Origin of the sequence: Merdimonas faecis (assembly GCF_001754075.1) — a bacterium.
GTDB lineage: Bacteria > Bacillota > Clostridia > Lachnospirales > Lachnospiraceae > Merdimonas > Merdimonas faecis.
Genome location: NZ_MIEH01000006.1, coordinates 49,961 through 66,404 on the forward strand (window position 1 = coordinate 49,961; position 16,444 = coordinate 66,404).

Below are 16,444 nucleotides of genomic sequence, written 5' to 3' on the forward strand. Positions count from 1 at the left end.
TATTTTGCAATATGATTTTATCTAAAATAATAAATGTGAACGAATGTTGCATTACTGTGTCTTCCATTGTCTTTCTCAACTTTCTACTTTTTATGCGATTTCCTTCCTTGGATCATCGCTGCGTTCCCCTGCAATCAGATAACTGTCCATCAGCTTCCGTCCGATTCTTTCATATTCTTTTTCTGTCAGAAGTTCCAAACGGAATAACTTTGCAAGCAAAGCTATTTTCTTTACATACTCCAGTTCTTTCCTCATTTCTTCTCCCCCCTTTCCTCATGATTTTTCGGCATCACTCCCTTCGATTAAAAATCTTGCACTTATTTTGGCTTCCATTTGTACTATCTGCTGTCAGTGTTACAACTGACCTCTATCAGATCTGAATCTGAAAACTGGCAGCTTCCTCTAAGGCATACCAGCCGTTGCCGGAGTATCTTCAACGCTCGCCTGAATATAAAATACTACAGGGTCGTGGCATCTGTGTTGGCAGATCATACAGCTCATTTCATTTTCAAAGTCCAAACATTCGCTTTTATGCGAATCATATTATACTGTCATTATATTTCGCTTTTCTGTTAATGTCAAGCTTGTTATTCGCTTTTTAGCGAATGTTTCTGTTTACAAAATCGCATTATGAGGTTAAAATATTAATATCAATAAGAAAGCAGGGATCTGATATGACGATTGGAGATAAAATAAAAAAAATCCGGACATTCCGGAAAATGACACAGGCTGAACTTGGTGCAGCCCTTGGGTGGGGTGAAAAAGGGGCGAATCGTCTTGCTCAATACGAAACCAATTACCGGGTTCCCAAAAAAGAACTGGTGACAGAAATGGCTAAAATCCTGGATGTAAATCCATGGACACTATATGATACCACAACAATGGATGCTACCGAATTCATGGAGCTTCTGTTCTGGATAGACGAATTCAATCCGTCTGCAATCAACTTATTCCACATGGAAACTTATCCCGGAGAAAAATGCAATTCTTCCGAAGATACCGCTGTCCGTTATCACGATAACGATAGCTGGCCTGCACATCCACCTGTGGGATTATGGATTAATTATGGGCTTGTTAATGATTTTATGAAAGAATGGGTAATCCGGAAAGAAGAACTCAAATCCGGTAAAATTACACAAGACGAGTATTTTGAATGGAAAATCAACTGGCCGCAGACCTGTGATGATTGTGGGAAACATGAACCGATGAAGCAGTGGAAAAATTTTTCTGCAGAACTTAGCGAAACTTAGCAGAACTTAAAAATTATTATGTATTTAACCATTATGGCGTTAAAAAGCACTGAAAATCCTAAAATATTAGTTTTTCAGTGCTTTTTTGTATCATTTTTTTCAAAATCACTACACACACAAATACTCAAACAAAACTTAGCAGAACTTAGATTATGCCCAATAAGGAATATATTTTTTGTATCTAGGTGCTGTATCAGGATCCATTACCTTAATATAACCACTGTCAACAGCATTAGCAATAATTCTTGAAGCTTTTGACTTTTCTTTTTCCCCTAATCCAAAAATCTTACGTATATCAGCATTTGAAATTCCTTCAAAATTGACATATGCCAAACATGCCTGCATATAGCATGTCCTCATACGATCTTCCTTTGTAGTTAACTCAAAGGGTACCTTTGCAAACAATACTGCTTTTGTAAATTGATTATTCTGATTTTCAATTCTGGGAGCAAGCAACTCATTTTTACCTGTAGACTCAACTATCTTATCGTAGCCACTACCACGTTCTTCGCATATACCACATTTATGCATAAATCCAGCAATATTTTCATTTCGGGATATAGGAACAGAATCAACAATTCTTTCAATTGCTACCAAAGGTGCTCCGGCATTCGAAAACTCAATTCTGTTCTTAAATACTTCAACCATAGGATTTGTCCCTCGTTGTTGAAGATCCTGATGAATCATTGCATTAGCTAGCATTTCACGAATCGCAATCTCTGGAAAACTGACAACGGATTTTCTGGTAGCTTCTACTATCACCTCTTCCTGTGGAATAATTGTCATAATGTATTGGACTATTTCTTCATGTGAAAATGCATAACCGGTACAAAATTCCTTTTCCCTAATTGCATCCAGCCTGGAATTTTCTTTGTACCAAATAACTCGAACAGATCTTCTATGCAAAGATTCGAATTTCTTCAAATCTTTTGCAATCATCAAAGCACCCATATTAGTAATATCCCATGTCCCGGCATCGTTTCTTTTTATAAATTTTTCATGCTGTAAGTCTTCCAATACTTTATCCCTGTTTCTTGGAATTGGCATTTCGAGTTTATCATAATACCTAGAATAATCCAGTAATGATATCATCTCATCCTCATCTAAACTTCCCATTGCAATTCTTAATTCATATGGTGTGCAATCAAAAGTCCTCCATAATTCCCGTTCTTTATCAGGATATTCTTTCAAATTCTTCTTATTTGTTCCAATTCGTATATATTCTACTCCTGAAAATTGAACCGGTTGTTTCTCAGCACATGGAATCTCCAATATAACAACTATTCCTTCATCCATAGGAACCTCAAAAAAGCGAAAGTTAATCCTTGGCGAAAGCATTCTGGAAAGCCACGCTTCTAATTCCTCATTTCCTTTTTTCATTTTTCGATACTGAAATTCAGTTCCCACAATTTTATGTGTCTCATCATCTATGCCCCAAATCAAATACGCTTTTGGCCGTTCGCATAGTGCAGCCGAATTGCTGAGGGCAGAAATATATTCACCAATCATTTGTGGTTGTTTATTATTGCATTTAAACTCTATCCACTCCGTCTCATCCGGTAGCTTTGCAAGTTCCCGTACAAGACTTTGCAGGTATTCAATTGACCGTGTTGCCATAAATCATTTCCTTTCTCATTTTACCATTTCCAGCTTCCATCCAAATTTTTCTAATTCTCTCCGATCTTGAACAGATACATTTTTACTGGGTATCGCTAAGCAAAGCAACCCTTTTGCACGTGTCATCGCTACGTAATGACATTTGAGCCTTTTTGTATTTCTCACCCCTAATTTTTTTGATTTCCCCGATAGCCATGGTAATATAGATGTAAGATTATATTCATAATATTTTGTTTCTACAACCAAAGTTGCTAAATGTGTTCTTCCCTTTGACGAATGTATACTTCCAAATTTTAAGCTTATTTTATCACCCGAAGTATTTTCATATTCTTTTGTATTTACTAAGCTGTTGTTATTCTCATATTCTTCTGTTTTCTCACTGCCATTCCATTGCAGGAATTCATCATTTCTCGCTTCAATTTTTTTAATATATTCTGATAAAAGCTCTAAAATTTTAGTAATAATAATTTCCCATTCATTTTGGGTTTTCCAGTCCATATGCATAATTTCCAACAGCCCAGTTCTTATTTTTTTTCTGTTTTCCGGCTGCACTGTTTTAAGAATAGAATTAAATGCCGAAGAAGATCTATTAATTTCTTTCAAAGGATACTTTCTCATTAATTTGTAAATTCCTTTAGCTATGTACTCTACCTTTATGGAAAATTCTCCTTTTTGTCTCATCTGTTCCTCAGCAATCCAAAAATAATCAATCAACTTATTTGGCATTTGTTTCTTTGCTTCAGGATTATAATCTGCAAAATAATTACTCACACCCATTGTGTTCTCTGATTTATGAACCATTCCTAATACATGGCAGCCATATTTTCTATACTTTACTAATTCCTTGTGTGTAAAACTTTCAAAGATCAAATCTGCAAACTTATCTATAACAACACTTTCTGCTCCCTCTTCAAATAAAAAAATCGTATGTTTTATATCCCTTTTGGTAAAAGGTAAGCACTCTCCTATCATTTTGCTTTCATTCAAGGCAACACCATTGGCCAATTTCGCTATTTCAGGAACAAATCTTTTACTGTTTAACATTTGTAACGCATTTGCTCTTGGGAAATGCTTCACATCTTCCATTTTTTCATATGAATTAAAAATTGCCTGATTGCTATCTCCATACGCCTGATAAAAACTATTATAGAATGGCTTTTCATAAATTTTATCAAATAATTCCCATATTTGTCTTTTTGTATCCTGAGCCTCATCTATAAAAATAATAGGAAATCTCATCTGAATTAGTTTTGAAAGTATTGCTTTGCATTCTAGTCCTCTTGTTGCATACAGTTCCATTTCATTGAAAGTAAATTCCCCTCTACGTCTTGATTCCGTAATAGATTTTACTACATTCTTATAGGTAGTTGTCTCTTCACCCAATTTAACATCTAATTTATAAGGTAACTCCAGCGGATCACACACATACTTATCTTTTCCGTGTGCCTCTAACCATGTTTTTGTCCATATGTTACCCCATCTCCGCTCAACCACATAATCTGTATCAACAATATTTACAGGACATCCACAACTCCTCAAAAAAGGCATTGCAAAAAATGTATCAAAAAATGATTGAATTGTCCCTATAAAATGCGGGTAAGATAATAATCTTTTTCCAACGCTCAAACTTCCTAAACGTTCTTCTATTTCTTCCCGTGCAACATTCGTGTGAGACAATACACAGATTCCACGGTTTGACCATTTCCATCTTCGAGATAATATTGCCAATTTAGCCACTAAGATCGTAGTTTTTCCACTTCCCGGACATGCATGAATATCTACCGATTCCATATTCTTTAAAATCCGGATTCTACACTCGTCCAGTTGAATATCTGGCATTATTGTTTTGACCCATTCAATATCCTCATCTGTGATTTGAATTTCGAACATTTCTTTATCCATACCCTAGATTCCTTCTATATCAGCTGTCACATATTCTATCGCTTTTACTAAATAATTTGGTAATATTTTCACTATATCTTCAACTGGTTTTTCCTTAAATTTGCATTCCAAATCGAGCCCAAATTGCTGAGCAAACTCTGCCTTAGATACAAGCTTATGCGAAAAAAATGAGTAAATATATGATGCTTTTGCTTCTTTGCTATCATATTCATTATATTTTTCTTTATAGTCTTTTAACAATTCCTCGTTTTTCTTACTCTTTAACTCTGCTGCACGTAAAGTTGCAATTGTCTCCAGCATTTCTTCACCTAATCCATTTGCAGCCATCTCATATTCTAACGTCCACTGTTCTGGAATAAATGTTTTGACTTTCTGCCCATTTGCTTTTTCTTCAATCTCATGTATATACTTCTCTTTATCTGTTATCTCAGATTCCACTTTCCATTTACGATTTTTCTTTGGCCAATTCTCTTCTTTGTCATATGTTTCATCAATACAAATGGCAGGCGCACAATCCGGCATTACATCTCTATCTGTAATACATGATACAGGAATGTTTATCTCATCCCCATTTTTTCTCTGGAAAATCCTTGCATATCTTCTAAGTCCTGTGCTCTTAACATCAACAATAGATACTCCATAGTCTGTCAAATTTCTGTGCAATAAATTTGCAAGTGTTGGCAGTAGCAGTGCTTCTCCTGGACCTTCTACAATAATCACACCCCTTGCGAAAAAAAGATTTGCTTTCGTAGCATCTAAATAGCGCTCCAAATACTTATAATCTGAAGCATCCAAAAGTGTTTCTCCTGCTCTCATAGAGAATGCTTTTCGATTTTGAATCAAAAGTAAATTATTAAGTTCCACTACTGAAGCCAATAGTGGAGAATGGGTTGTCAATATTATCTGTTGATTTTTCCCTTTGTTTTGCATAGATTGAATGAGTTTTAATTGTCTTTGGGCATGGATGTGCGCCTCTGGTTCTTCAATAAGCATAAATGTACTTAATTCCTTATCATCCTGATTCAGCAACATCTCACAAGCCATACTCATCAAATTACTTGTTCCTAGCCCTACATGGCCATAATTCGATTCAGAATCCCTCTGAATATTCAAATCTAATTTTTCTAACAAAGAATGTATTTTTTTCTCATCCGTATTACCATCTCCAGAAACTGTAATTTCAGTTTGTACAGCATCACTACTTAACATCAATTCAGCATTCAAAATATCGCTAATTCCTTGATTTACCCCCTTTATCTTTTCATGGTTAGCAAGCAAATGATTAGACAAATCAAAAATGCCAGCAAGCGATAATTTGTTGATATCAATTCCTTCCCTATATTCTCTTTCACCTGTATTCAAATCTGGTACACTACTTAATATTTGAGCTAAGCGAGAACTCCTTCCAGATCTCATTTGTGCTTGTGCATCTCTTAATGGTTTTAAATACGTTACTCGCAGCAATTCACGAGCTTCTGCTGATGGTGCAGATACATCGCCATTCCTGCCACAGTTTATACTCACAAACGTCCTATGTGGCTTTACATTCGTCATATACTTGGCAGTCCAATTAAGTATTAAAATTTCTTCACTTTTTGTATATGTTAAGCACTCCATAAAAGCAGCTTTTTCTTGAATCGTAAGATCAGAGAATACCACTGTAATATGTATTTCATTCTGCGTATTTTCTTGATAATAATCGGACAGTTCCACACGTTGCCACGTCTGATCTGTTGTTCCTAATACATACCGAATTGCATCTATAACAGTTGATTTTCCACAATCATTTTCTCCAATAAGTACAGTTACTCCTGGATTAAAATGAAATATTGTCTTTTCCTTAAAAGCTCTAACATTTTCAACTATAACAGTAGAAATATACATAATTCGCCCCCGTATCGTATATGAAATATACCAAATTAATCCATTGGACTTAAATATTGTTTAGTACAATGTGGTATCCATGATTGCCATTTTCTAAAGATCATCCTTTATCATAATTCTTTTCTATCTCTTTGGACAACAGTTCTTTTAGTATTTCTAACTCCCGTTTCATTTCCAATTTTTTCATTTCACTCTGATTACTATTATCCACAAGATTCTCGCAGAATTTATGCAGAATTTCATTTCCTTGTTTTAACGAATAAGAACTTTCTTTTGCCAACATTCCCCATTGGATTGCAGATATATAACTATTTTTTAGATTATTGAATTCTATCATTACTACACCTTTTTCTAAAATTTATTTTAATCGTTCACACAGTGGCAGCAACAGTTCTAACTTTTCGACGATACGTCTTTGTTCGGCAAGAGGTGGGAGAGGAATAAGTAATGTCTTATATTTATTTTGAGAAATATTTACTTGTTGCTTATCCATTCCAGACATTAAATCAATAATTAGTGATCGAATAGGAGGAGAATTTATAGCCATGACAATATAATTTTTATATACAAAATCATTAGTCATATTAATACGCAATGTTTTATCAGAAAGAATCAAGTTATGCTTAATTTTTTTGACCAAACATGCAACACCTGTACGATTGGTTGGACCTGCTCTCGTAATTAAAATATCTCCTATATGCACTTGCATCAAAGGATTGATAACAAAATCTTGTGGAAGTACCTTATTTTGTTTTTCATCAAAGAATCCCTTTTGAATTGCTGTAGTAGTTATTACTCCCCACTCTTTATCACATACAGGTTGTTTATTGCATTTGGGACTTTTACCTGCATCTATAAACCAAGATATGTCCTGTATCCTTACCCATTTCCAACTCTCTGGAATATCAAAAGGCTTTTCATCATCAGTAATTTCTGGAAGAGGCTTTTCCTTTTTGATCTTCTTTTCTTTAATCAGCCTATGTTTTTCCTTCTGAATTTGTTCAAAAAGTTCCTCCGCTGTTCCTTCTTCGGAGCGTTGTTCCACCAACTTTCCCTGAATAGCATACTGCAAAAGTGACCTTTTCATATCTTCTGGAAAACGGCTATTGAATTTTTCCAACTTGCTCCATGCCTGCTCATAGCGGTCAATGTAGGGCAACAGCTCTTCAATTTTGGCAACAATGCGCTTTTGCTCGACAAGGGGCGGAAGGGGAAATGGCACATTCAAAACGCTTGCTCTATCAATCCCCGGAATTACTCCTTGACCTTTGGCTTTTAGGTAAATTAAATTGGCTTGCAAGAAATACCGAGTAAAACTCATGTTTAACGAGTTCATTTGCTTTATTGCCATAATCTGACGGGCAATATGAACTTCATCTACATCACAAAACACTGTTTTACCATAGCCAGATCCCTTACAAACGAGCAAAATATCACCTCGATACGCAAAATTGCGCGGTGTTTCTGTCCATCGAGATATTATAACACCATTTTCTGACAAATTGCTTGCACCTGTAATATAGACTGTGCCGCGCCCTTGATCGTTATACTCTTCTGGTTTAAAATCTGTTCCTGACACTAATGATATTACAGTTCCAAACCTTACCCACTTCCAACTCTCCGGAATATCAAAGGGTTTTTCGTCCTCGGTGATTTCGGGCAGGGGCTTTTCCTTTTTGATTTTCTTTTCAGCGATCAGTCGCTGTTTTTCCTCTTGAATTCGAAGAAAAAGTTCCTCTGCCGTTCCTTCTTCCGGTCGTTGTTCCACCAATTTACCCTGAATAGCCAGCTGCAAAATACTATTTTTCAATTCCTGTGGTGTCATTCTATTGCTCCTCCTAACAGAGAAGTGATTTCTTCCAGTACCTGATCAATTTCTGCATTAAGAGAAGCTCTTTGTTCCTCGTAACGTCGAATTAACTCCATCGGCTCCAGTATTTCTTCTTCCTCATGAGGAAAACCACACTGATCTAAATTGTATCCAAGCTCCTCTGTAAGCTGTTGAACACTGAATTTCTTTGCTTTATCAAATCCATCTTCTGCGATTTCCTGTCTATTTTCCCACCAGTCCAGAACCGGCTGAAAATGTTCCAGTTTCATAGGTTTTGTTTTTGAAAAATGCTTGTACCCTTCTGGCATATCCAGACGATAAAACCAAGTCTTTTCCGTTGGATGCGTATTGTCAAAAAACAGAATGTTCGTAGTGATAGATGTATATGGAGAAAATACACTCCCTGGCAAACGAATAACGGTGTGTAAATTAAACTCTCGCAGTAGTTTCCTTTTAATATTGATCTTAGCATTATCTGTACCAAACAGAAAACCATCTGGTAAAATCACCGCTGCCCGTCCGTTCTTTTTCAAGCGATACATTATAACCGACATAAACAAATCTGCCGTTTCTGAGCTTGCAAGATCTGTTGGAAAGTGATTCTTCACATCCGCTTTTTCACTTCCACCATACGGAGGATTCATCAGAATCACATCCACCTTATCTTCTTCTGTATAATCCAGTACATCATGGAGCAAAGTGTTACTGTGAAACACCCGAGGCACATCCAATCCATGCAATAATAAGTTGGTGATGCACAGCATATACGGGAACTGCTTTTTCTCGATTCCATAGATAGAATTTGAGTATGCCTCTTCATCCTCCGTAGTACGAACCAGCTTTTGTAATTCTTTCAGCCAGCTAACGATAAACCCACCGGTACCACAGGCAAAATCTGCCATGGTTTCTCCAATCTGAGGCTTGATTACCTGTGCCATAAAGTCCGTTACCGCACGAGGTGTATAAAATTCACCTGCTGAACCTGCACTCTGCAATTCTTTCAGAATACTTTCATAAATATCGCCAAATGCATGGCTTTCTTCATAGTCATTAAAATCCAGTTCGTCAATTACATTAATGACCTGACGGAGCAGAATTCCATCTTTCATATAATTATTGGCATCAGCAAAAATCGTCTGCACAATTGCCTTATTAATAGGGGTAGAGGCGTCTACCTGCAGATTTTTCAAAGTAGGAAACAACGTATTATTCACAAAATTCAATAGTTTATCACCAGTAAGAGCTGTTCCCGATTTATCATCCTGTGCCCAGTTCTGCCAGCGACATTCTTCCGGAATAATAGACTGATAATTATCATCACTAAATTCCCACTCCTGTTCTTTTGCATCATATACTTTCAAAAAGAGCATCCATGCGATCTGCTCGATACGCTGGGCATCACCGTTAATGCCTGCATCGTTACGCATAATGTCACGAAGTCTCTTTACAAATCCTGTTAAATTACTCATAAATAATCCTTATCCTTCTTATTGTCCATATGTTTCAAACATATCTTTTGCCCGTTCTGCCGTAAATCGCCATTCATCCGGAACTCGATCTATCGTTCCTCGACCGACAGCACGCGGCCCCCACTCGTGATATTCATAAAGGATGGTTTCACCCCGACCACCTGCAGATTTTTTTAATACTTCTGCGATCTCCACCGGGGATGCAAGATACATCCGCGGCATCTCGTGATCCTCGGTTCCTTTAAACTGAACCAGACAAAATATTGTTTTTTTATGATGATTACTCAACCACTTTTGGATTGCTTCCTGATAGTCACAACCTTTTTTATAACTTTGAGTCAATCCCCAGCCGCCATCCTGACTTCCCTTTACAGAAATTTTTAACATTTTATCGCCAGAAACGGCTATTAAATCATACTCCGGCTGATTTGCACCATATTGTACAGATACATCATATCCTAATCTTGCAAATAGTGCTGCCGCAAATGCCTCTGCGGCAACGCCAACATGCCATGAACTTATTGCTTTCATTTAACTCACTACTTCCTCATAAATTGCTTTTTCCAATTCTTTTACCGCTTTTAGATACCCCTGCTTACCTCCAAAATATCCAGCGATCTTGGCAGGTTTTCCGAGTTTAAAAAATGGATCCAGCTTAAGTATTTCTGTTTTTTCAATCTCGTAAATACCTGTGTTCATATATTTATCCAACAAAGCTTCCAGGACTTCTCGAGCTACACCACTGTATTTGCTAAAGAAATCCCGCTTTTTCACATTATTGGCTCTCTCCTTACGAGTTAAAGGTTTTTTATCAAAAGCCACATGGCAAATAAAGTCAAAATCATCTACATCGCTCATATTCTGATCCGCTTTTAAAAGTTCCAGATCGATACCACGGTCATGGAGCAAATCTCGGATTTCTTCCTTTTTCTCGTGTGCTGACCATTGACGGATAAAGTTATCCAGAGAAGCATACTCTCCCTGAATATTCTCTTTGGTATAATCTACAATACTTTCCTGTCGGAGCAGTTTACCGTTCGTATCATAAACAGATACTGTCTTATGGATAATCTGCACTTTACAGCCATTCCTGTCTACAATAGGTTTCTGTGTACCATAAGATGCCGGAGGCTCTTTTATCACTCCCGGCTGAACAGGATCTGCTTTTCCATAACCATTTGGATCTTTCGGATGGTAGTTTTCATCCATCTCAATCGGGCCATCCCAGTCAGGATCTGCAAACAAACGTGTCACATTTCGAAAATCCATAACCACAAAATGAGTCTTACCTTCTTTTTCCCGTAAACGTGTTCCTCGTCCGATAATTTGTTTAAACTCCGTCATAGATCCAATCATTTCATCCAACACAATCAGCTTGGTCATCTTACAATCCGCACCCGTGGAAAGCAGTTTTGAAGTTGTTGCAATAACCGGGTAGGGCTCTGCAACCGAAATAAAATATTTCAGTTTACTTTTTCCATAGTCATCGCCGCCCGTAATGCGTACCACATAATCCGGATTCTGTTTCATCATATCCTGATTGAGGTTTACAAGTGCATTACGCATACGTAAAGCAGCATCCTCTGTAGCACAAAACACAATAGTTTTGGCCATACGGTCAGTACTCTTCAAATATTTTGTAATTTCCTCCGCCACCTGCTGAATACGATCTTCTATAATAATATTGTAATCGTAATCACTATTCGTATAAATACGATCCGGTATTTCCATACCATTGATATCGCGCTGGCCTTTACGCGGACGCCACCCCTCACCAATATCTGTCATAATATTGATGACTTTAAAAGGAGCAAGGAATCCATCCTCTATTCCTTCTTTCAAACTATATGTATAAATAGGCTCTCCAAAATAGCTAAGATTAGAAATATACTTGGTTTCCTTTGGAGTAGCTGTCATACCAATTTGCGTTGCGGACTTGAAATACTCCAAAATTCTGCGCCACCGGCTTTCTTCTTTCGCGGATCCCCTATGGCATTCATCCACAATAATCAGGTCAAAGAAATCCGGCAAAAACAATTCACTGAAATGTTCTTTATCATCGTCACCAACCAGCTGCTGATACAGTGAAAAATATACTTCATGAGAAGTAATGGTACTTTTGTCATCCTTTGCCACATTGATTTTATGGATCACTTTTTCCAATGGTGCAAAATCTTGCTGAATCGATTGATCCACCAGGATATTACGATCAGCAAGATATAAAATCTTCCGTTTTAATCCGCTTTGAAGCATCCTGTATACAATCTGAAAAGCCGTGTAAGTTTTCCCTGTACCTGTCGCCATGACCAACAAAAGGCGCTGTTGCCCCCTTGCAATGGCATCAACAGTACGGTTTATGGCAATTCTTTGATAATAACGTGGCGGATAGGTATTCTGACTGGAATAATAAGGCTGTTCAATAACAACTTCCTGTTGCGGTGTAATACCAGACTCCTTCTTATAGCGTTCAATAAGTTCCTGTTCTGTCGGAAACTCATCCAGACCAAACTCTCGTTCCTGACCCGTAAGGAAATCATGCTCTGCAAATCCATCTCCATTGGAACTATAGGCAAAAGGAAGATCAAGTATCCTTGCATAAGCAATTGCCTGCTGTAAACCATGAGAAATACTATGGGTATTATCTTTTGCTTCTACAATCGCAATTGGATTGTTTGCACTGAGAAAAAGAATATAATCTGCACGTTTTGGCTTCTCTCGGAAAACAAAGTTTCCTTTCAGATTAATCTTTCCATCTGTAATGCGGGTTTCCATGGTAATCTTTTCACGGTTCCATTTCGAAGTAATGGCAGGAGTAATATACTGGAGTTTAATATCCTCTTCACTCATCTGTTTTTTCGATATAATCGTACCCACATATATTCCTCCCTTCACCCTTCCAATTTTTCCGGTAGAATTTCCACAATATCATCCAAAGTGCAATGCAATGTTCTGCATATTTTAACCAGAACTTCCACCCTTACATCCTCGTTTTTACCAAGTCTTGCCATAGCATTTGTAGTAATTTTTGAGGCCTTGATCAAATCTGTTTTACTCATTCCCCTGTCAATTAGAATCTTCCATAGTTTATTATAACAAACAGACATTATGTTCCTCCTTATTTTGACCATTTCCGATCCCTTTATTGATTTTATTATATCATTGCCTCAGAAAACCTTCAATTTAAAATTGAACATCTCAATACTCAATATAAGCAGCATTCCACCTGATTCATAATGAGAATACATAATAAAGTCTCTATCTTTTCTTCTTCATTTTCTTTTCACGAACACATATCCGAATCACACAAATCAACAAAACAAACAAAATTAAATTTTCCTGCATAGCTACCAAAACTATTTCCTTCATAACTATAAATATCAATACAACAATACCCACACCTATATCCCATAATAATTCTGTTGCTTTCATTTGTTCTATTCTCTGAACTGCCTGTTTCTTTACTTTCTGGATTTCTGATTTTGCTTTCCGTTTTTCATTTTCAGCCCTACATTTTGCCGATTGTGCCCTATTTTCTGCTTCTTTCTCTTTTTTCTGTGCTTCTTCTACTGCATCTACAGAAGACTGTACCACCATCTTTTCCAGTTTAAAGTTCCGGGCCTGAACGTCTTTTATTCTTTCTTCGAGCTGCTCTTGCTCTTTCCTGCTCAGCAATCCGTTCCTGTTCCGCAGATCGTCGTTGCTTCTCTGCAGAAACTGACTGATATTCTGCGTTCTGGATAATTCGATTTGCAGTTTTTGATTTTCCTCGGTTAACTTCTGAAGCTCGTCTTGCAGCTTCTGACTTTCGGATGAGAGACTCCGAATCCCTTCTCGAAACTCTCTGATTCGTTCCATACATTTCTGTATCAATTCTCGATCTTTTGTCTGAGCTTTCAACAACTCGTCCCTCTCTGCAGTCACTTTCGATAGGGCCTCCGCCTGTTCCTGCGACAGCTTCTTCCACTTGTCGATAGTATCGTGTGAGATCGGCATCAACTGTGTCATCTCCGAGGATGCCACTTTTTTCTTTTTGTTCATTTCTGATAAATTCATCCTCTAATTCTCCCTTACTGATTTTTAAATGAAAAGTCTTAGAAAGGTTGCTGTCACGTGCCTTCTTCCCTTCCTGATTTTGAAACGTGATATGCTTTCTTTTCTCTGTCCAGTTCACGCTCCATCCTGCATTCTTCATTTCTCTGATAAATTGCTCCCGGCTGGTGCAATACTCCATCACATTCAGCACAGCCATGGCACAATCCGCCACATAACTATCCTTTGCATGGTTACGAAACAGATTGTATTTGTCTTTACTCCATGCGATCACTTCTCCGTTCTCAATCTGACTGCCATCAAAATGCTTGCCTTTTTCCGCTATGGTGAGTCCACGTTCTCGGCACATCCGATTCGTCAGCTGCTTCATATGTTCCAAATCTTTTCTGGAATTATGCAGTTTTTTCCCATTTACGTAGCTTACAGAATTGGTAACTATATGGCAGTGAATATGGTCTTTATCCTTGTGAACACTGACAACTGTCTGAAAACCGGCAAACCATTTTTCAGCAAATTCTATTCCAAATTCCAAAGCCTGCTCAGGTGTGATTTTCTCATCTTTATGCCAGGAAATCACATTATGGGAATACATCCGACCGGAATCCTTCCCCCATAATCGTTTTTCCGCTAAAAATGACTGATATACCAGATCATAATTTACTTTTTCATACGGATACGGCCCTATGAAATGAACAAGATGCTGCTCCGTTTTTCCCTCCCGCAGAACATACTCGATACAGTTTCTCATTGCCCCATGGGAATTTGTCCGCTTATTAATTGTCTTATTGATTGCCATATTGTTTCACACTCCTTCCGATATCCAGATATATTTTCACTGAGGCTGTTCAGCGCATCTGCTCTGGGATAAAAGCCGCCGGCATTCATATGATGTGCGATCTGGTTGATATTGGTTGTTGCACCTCGCAGCAGACGGTTTGTTTCCCCAAGCCTTTGATTTAATACATTCAATTCTTCTTTTACCTCTGCTGACATAAGATCCACATTTTCAATTGCAGCAAGTATCACTGCCTGCTGTGTCTGCCCCGATGCTTTGATCTTTTGCTGAAGCAAGCCATATTCTTTCTCATTCATCCGTATCGTAACGGTATGGTTTCTTTTTCTCATAATCCTTCCACTCCTTCCATAATCTACACTGCTATTTTCATGCACTTCCAACTACGAGGGGATTCCATAAGGGGAAATGAAATCTTCCCCTTTGGTGGGTGCAGGGCAAAGCCCTAGTCAATCTATGAATCTGTGAATGGAATGTCCGGTGGACATTTCAGGAACAGAACTTCATAGCATTGACGGCCAGGGTTCCAAGGGACAGCGTCCTCTGGCAAGTTTAGGAACATCCCCTAGGCTGATTCCGGTGCATAGTGGCTTGCCACTTTGCGAAACTTGCCTGTCATCTGCTGCCATTCCATACGTGCTGATTGCTTCTGCCTTCCTTCACACATCTAAAAGAAAGGCAGGAAGATGACAGTGGTTTTGTGGGATGCAAAAAGGATGTGAAGGAAATGGAAGTTCTCACCTTTCCAGAGAATTTCTATTTCCGGAATGTCTTTTGGGCATCCCACTCCGGTGCGCAGTACCGGACAATCATGTGCCGTATCCGGCACCTAAACAGACATATCTGCCTGTACTTTTTGTACATCCTGCCAATCTCTACCGTTCACCGCACTCTTTTCCACTACCAAGGAACAAAAATAGCAGTTAAAAACAATAACCGTTTTTTCCCCGGAAAATTGTCTCAACTGCTATGATCTTTTACTGCTATTATTCAATTGTCCATTCATCAAATTCTGTTAAACTTCCATCCAAACAGATCCACTTTTCAAAAGTGCTGAAGCTCTTCCAACTCCTTCTCCAGTTTCTCAATTCGATGGTGCTGGTACCAGATCACTCCTGGCAGACCTGCAGCCATAAGAAAGGCACAAACCAACACCTTCAAAGCATCCCATCTGGATTCTATTCCACTCATGGAAAATCCACACACAAGATTAACGAATAGGACATAAAAATATCCGCAAAATAAGGCTGTACAAAACATCCCTTTTAAAATTTTCCACATTTTAATTCCCATCTTTACACCTCCTCAAAATAAGTTTAGCGATTTTTTCGCTAAATATCAATAGTGAATATTTCGCTAAGATATTATGAATCCATGAGGTGAAAATAATGTATAGTAGAATCCGAAATCTAAGAGAGGATCGTGATCTCACGCAAAAACAAATGGGCGAGATCTTAAATTGCAGCCAGCGAATCTACAGTAATTATGAATGCGGCGATGTAGACATTCCCACACAAATCCTGATCAAACTGGCCAAATTTCATAAAACCAGCGTTGATTATCTGCTTGAACTGACAGATGACAAACGCCCCTACCCCCGTAAAAAGGATGGAAATCAATAGTTTCTGCCCGGATTCTCGTTCCGGGC

General features: G+C 37.9%; 16 protein-coding genes. 2 read left to right on the forward strand and 14 right to left on the reverse strand.

Annotation, left to right across the window (positions count from 1 at the left end):
• Positions 1-90: 90 nt before the first annotated feature.
• Positions 91-255, reverse strand: a complete 165-nt coding sequence (locus tag BKD12_RS16810) for a hypothetical protein (RefSeq protein ID WP_176730905.1) — start codon at positions 253-255, stop codon at positions 91-93.
• Positions 256-674: 419 nt separating this feature from the next.
• Between BKD12_RS16810 and BKD12_RS02235 the strand changes: the two genes are divergently transcribed.
• Complete coding sequence (locus BKD12_RS02235; RefSeq protein ID WP_070087702.1) at positions 675-1,250, forward strand: helix-turn-helix domain-containing protein; 576 nt, start codon at positions 675-677, stop codon at positions 1,248-1,250.
• 150 nt (positions 1,251-1,400) lie between these two features.
• Here the strand turns inward: BKD12_RS02235 and BKD12_RS02240 are convergent, their stop codons facing one another.
• The 13 genes from BKD12_RS02240 to BKD12_RS02300 all read right to left on the reverse strand — a co-directional run bounded on the left by BKD12_RS02240 (position 1,401) and on the right by BKD12_RS02300 (position 16,089).
• On the reverse strand, positions 1,401-2,867 hold the full coding sequence (locus BKD12_RS02240; protein ID WP_070087703.1) for an RNA-binding domain-containing protein: 1,467 nt from the start codon (positions 2,865-2,867) through the stop codon (positions 1,401-1,403).
• A 15-nt stretch (positions 2,868-2,882) separates the two neighbouring features.
• Positions 2,883-4,769, reverse strand: coding sequence for a UvrD-helicase domain-containing protein (locus BKD12_RS02245; protein WP_070087704.1), 1,887 nt, complete (start codon positions 4,767-4,769; stop codon positions 2,883-2,885).
• Positions 4,770-4,772: 3 nt separating this feature from the next.
• The gene (locus BKD12_RS02250; RefSeq protein WP_070087705.1) at positions 4,773-6,653 is read right to left on the reverse strand and encodes an ATP-dependent nuclease; all 1,881 of its coding nucleotides are present in this window, start codon (positions 6,651-6,653) and stop codon (positions 4,773-4,775) included.
• Between the two features lie 100 nt (positions 6,654-6,753).
• The gene (locus BKD12_RS02255) at positions 6,754-6,990 is read right to left on the reverse strand and encodes a hypothetical protein (protein WP_070087706.1); all 237 of its coding nucleotides are present in this window, start codon (positions 6,988-6,990) and stop codon (positions 6,754-6,756) included.
• Between the two features lie 21 nt (positions 6,991-7,011).
• Positions 7,012-8,478: a restriction endonuclease subunit S gene (locus BKD12_RS02260; RefSeq protein WP_070087707.1), complete on the reverse strand. Its 1,467-nt coding sequence runs from the start codon at positions 8,476-8,478 to the stop codon at positions 7,012-7,014.
• Positions 8,475-9,953 (reverse strand): type I restriction-modification system subunit M, encoded by a 1,479-nt coding sequence (locus BKD12_RS02265; protein WP_070087708.1) that lies wholly within the window; start codon positions 9,951-9,953, stop codon positions 8,475-8,477. The genes BKD12_RS02260 and BKD12_RS02265 overlap by 4 nt, the downstream gene beginning before the upstream one ends.
• Positions 9,954-9,971: 18 nt before the next feature.
• A complete protein-coding gene (locus tag BKD12_RS02270; RefSeq protein ID WP_070087709.1) occupies positions 9,972-10,484 on the reverse strand; it encodes a hypothetical protein in 513 nt (170 codons plus the stop codon).
• On the reverse strand, positions 10,485-12,827 hold the full coding sequence (gene hsdR / locus BKD12_RS02275; protein WP_094078721.1) for an EcoAI/FtnUII family type I restriction enzme subunit R: 2,343 nt from the start codon (positions 12,825-12,827) through the stop codon (positions 10,485-10,487).
• Positions 12,828-12,841: 14 nt separating this feature from the next.
• Positions 12,842-13,057: a helix-turn-helix domain-containing protein gene (locus tag BKD12_RS02280; RefSeq protein ID WP_070087710.1), complete on the reverse strand. Its 216-nt coding sequence runs from the start codon at positions 13,055-13,057 to the stop codon at positions 12,842-12,844.
• A gap of 151 nt (positions 13,058-13,208) precedes the next feature.
• On the reverse strand, positions 13,209-13,547 hold the full coding sequence (locus BKD12_RS02285; RefSeq protein WP_070087711.1) for a hypothetical protein: 339 nt from the start codon (positions 13,545-13,547) through the stop codon (positions 13,209-13,211).
• Between the two features lie 10 nt (positions 13,548-13,557).
• Entirely contained in the window at positions 13,558-14,799 is a 1,242-nt protein-coding gene (locus tag BKD12_RS02290; protein ID WP_176730906.1) for a relaxase/mobilization nuclease domain-containing protein, read from the reverse strand.
• A complete protein-coding gene (locus BKD12_RS02295; protein ID WP_070087712.1) occupies positions 14,748-15,128 on the reverse strand; it encodes a plasmid mobilization protein in 381 nt (126 codons plus the stop codon). Before BKD12_RS02295 ends, BKD12_RS02290 begins: the two co-directional genes overlap by 52 nt.
• Positions 15,129-15,840: 712 nt before the next feature.
• Positions 15,841-16,089 carry a hypothetical protein gene (locus BKD12_RS02300; RefSeq protein WP_070087713.1) on the reverse strand — a complete coding sequence of 83 codons (249 nt, stop codon included), beginning with the start codon at positions 16,087-16,089 and terminating at the stop codon, positions 15,841-15,843.
• 95 nt (positions 16,090-16,184) lie between these two features.
• Here BKD12_RS02300 and BKD12_RS02305 point away from each other — a divergent pair, with 95 nt between their 5' ends.
• Positions 16,185-16,418 carry a helix-turn-helix domain-containing protein gene (locus tag BKD12_RS02305; protein ID WP_055220643.1) on the forward strand — a complete coding sequence of 78 codons (234 nt, stop codon included), beginning with the start codon at positions 16,185-16,187 and terminating at the stop codon, positions 16,416-16,418.
• Positions 16,419-16,444 lie beyond the last annotated feature (26 nt).

Coding starts and splice junctions, on each gene's coding strand:
- BKD12_RS16810 (WP_176730905.1), bottom strand. CDS start 255: ATGAGGAAAGAACTGGAGTATGTAAAGAAAATAGCTTTGCTTGCAAAG.
- BKD12_RS02235 (WP_070087702.1), top strand. CDS start 675: ATGACGATTGGAGATAAAATAAAAAAAATCCGGACATTCCGGAAAATG.
- BKD12_RS02240 (WP_070087703.1), bottom strand. CDS start 2,867: ATGGCAACACGGTCAATTGAATACCTGCAAAGTCTTGTACGGGAACTT.
- BKD12_RS02245 (WP_070087704.1), bottom strand. CDS start 4,769: ATGGATAAAGAAATGTTCGAAATTCAAATCACAGATGAGGATATTGAA.
- BKD12_RS02250 (WP_070087705.1), bottom strand. CDS start 6,653: ATGTATATTTCTACTGTTATAGTTGAAAATGTTAGAGCTTTTAAGGAA.
- BKD12_RS02255 (WP_070087706.1), bottom strand. CDS start 6,990: ATGATAGAATTCAATAATCTAAAAAATAGTTATATATCTGCAATCCAA.
- BKD12_RS02260 (WP_070087707.1), bottom strand. CDS start 8,478: ATGACACCACAGGAATTGAAAAATAGTATTTTGCAGCTGGCTATTCAG.
- BKD12_RS02265 (WP_070087708.1), bottom strand. CDS start 9,953: ATGAGTAATTTAACAGGATTTGTAAAGAGACTTCGTGACATTATGCGT.
- BKD12_RS02270 (WP_070087709.1), bottom strand. CDS start 10,484: ATGAAAGCAATAAGTTCATGGCATGTTGGCGTTGCCGCAGAGGCATTT.
- BKD12_RS02280 (WP_070087710.1), bottom strand. CDS start 13,057: ATGTCTGTTTGTTATAATAAACTATGGAAGATTCTAATTGACAGGGGA.
- BKD12_RS02285 (WP_070087711.1), bottom strand. CDS start 13,547: ATGGTGGTACAGTCTTCTGTAGATGCAGTAGAAGAAGCACAGAAAAAA.
- BKD12_RS02290 (WP_176730906.1), bottom strand. CDS start 14,799: ATGGCAATCAATAAGACAATTAATAAGCGGACAAATTCCCATGGGGCA.
- BKD12_RS02295 (WP_070087712.1), bottom strand. CDS start 15,128: ATGAGAAAAAGAAACCATACCGTTACGATACGGATGAATGAGAAAGAA.
- BKD12_RS02300 (WP_070087713.1), bottom strand. CDS start 16,089: ATGGGAATTAAAATGTGGAAAATTTTAAAAGGGATGTTTTGTACAGCC.
- BKD12_RS02305 (WP_055220643.1), top strand. CDS start 16,185: ATGTATAGTAGAATCCGAAATCTAAGAGAGGATCGTGATCTCACGCAA.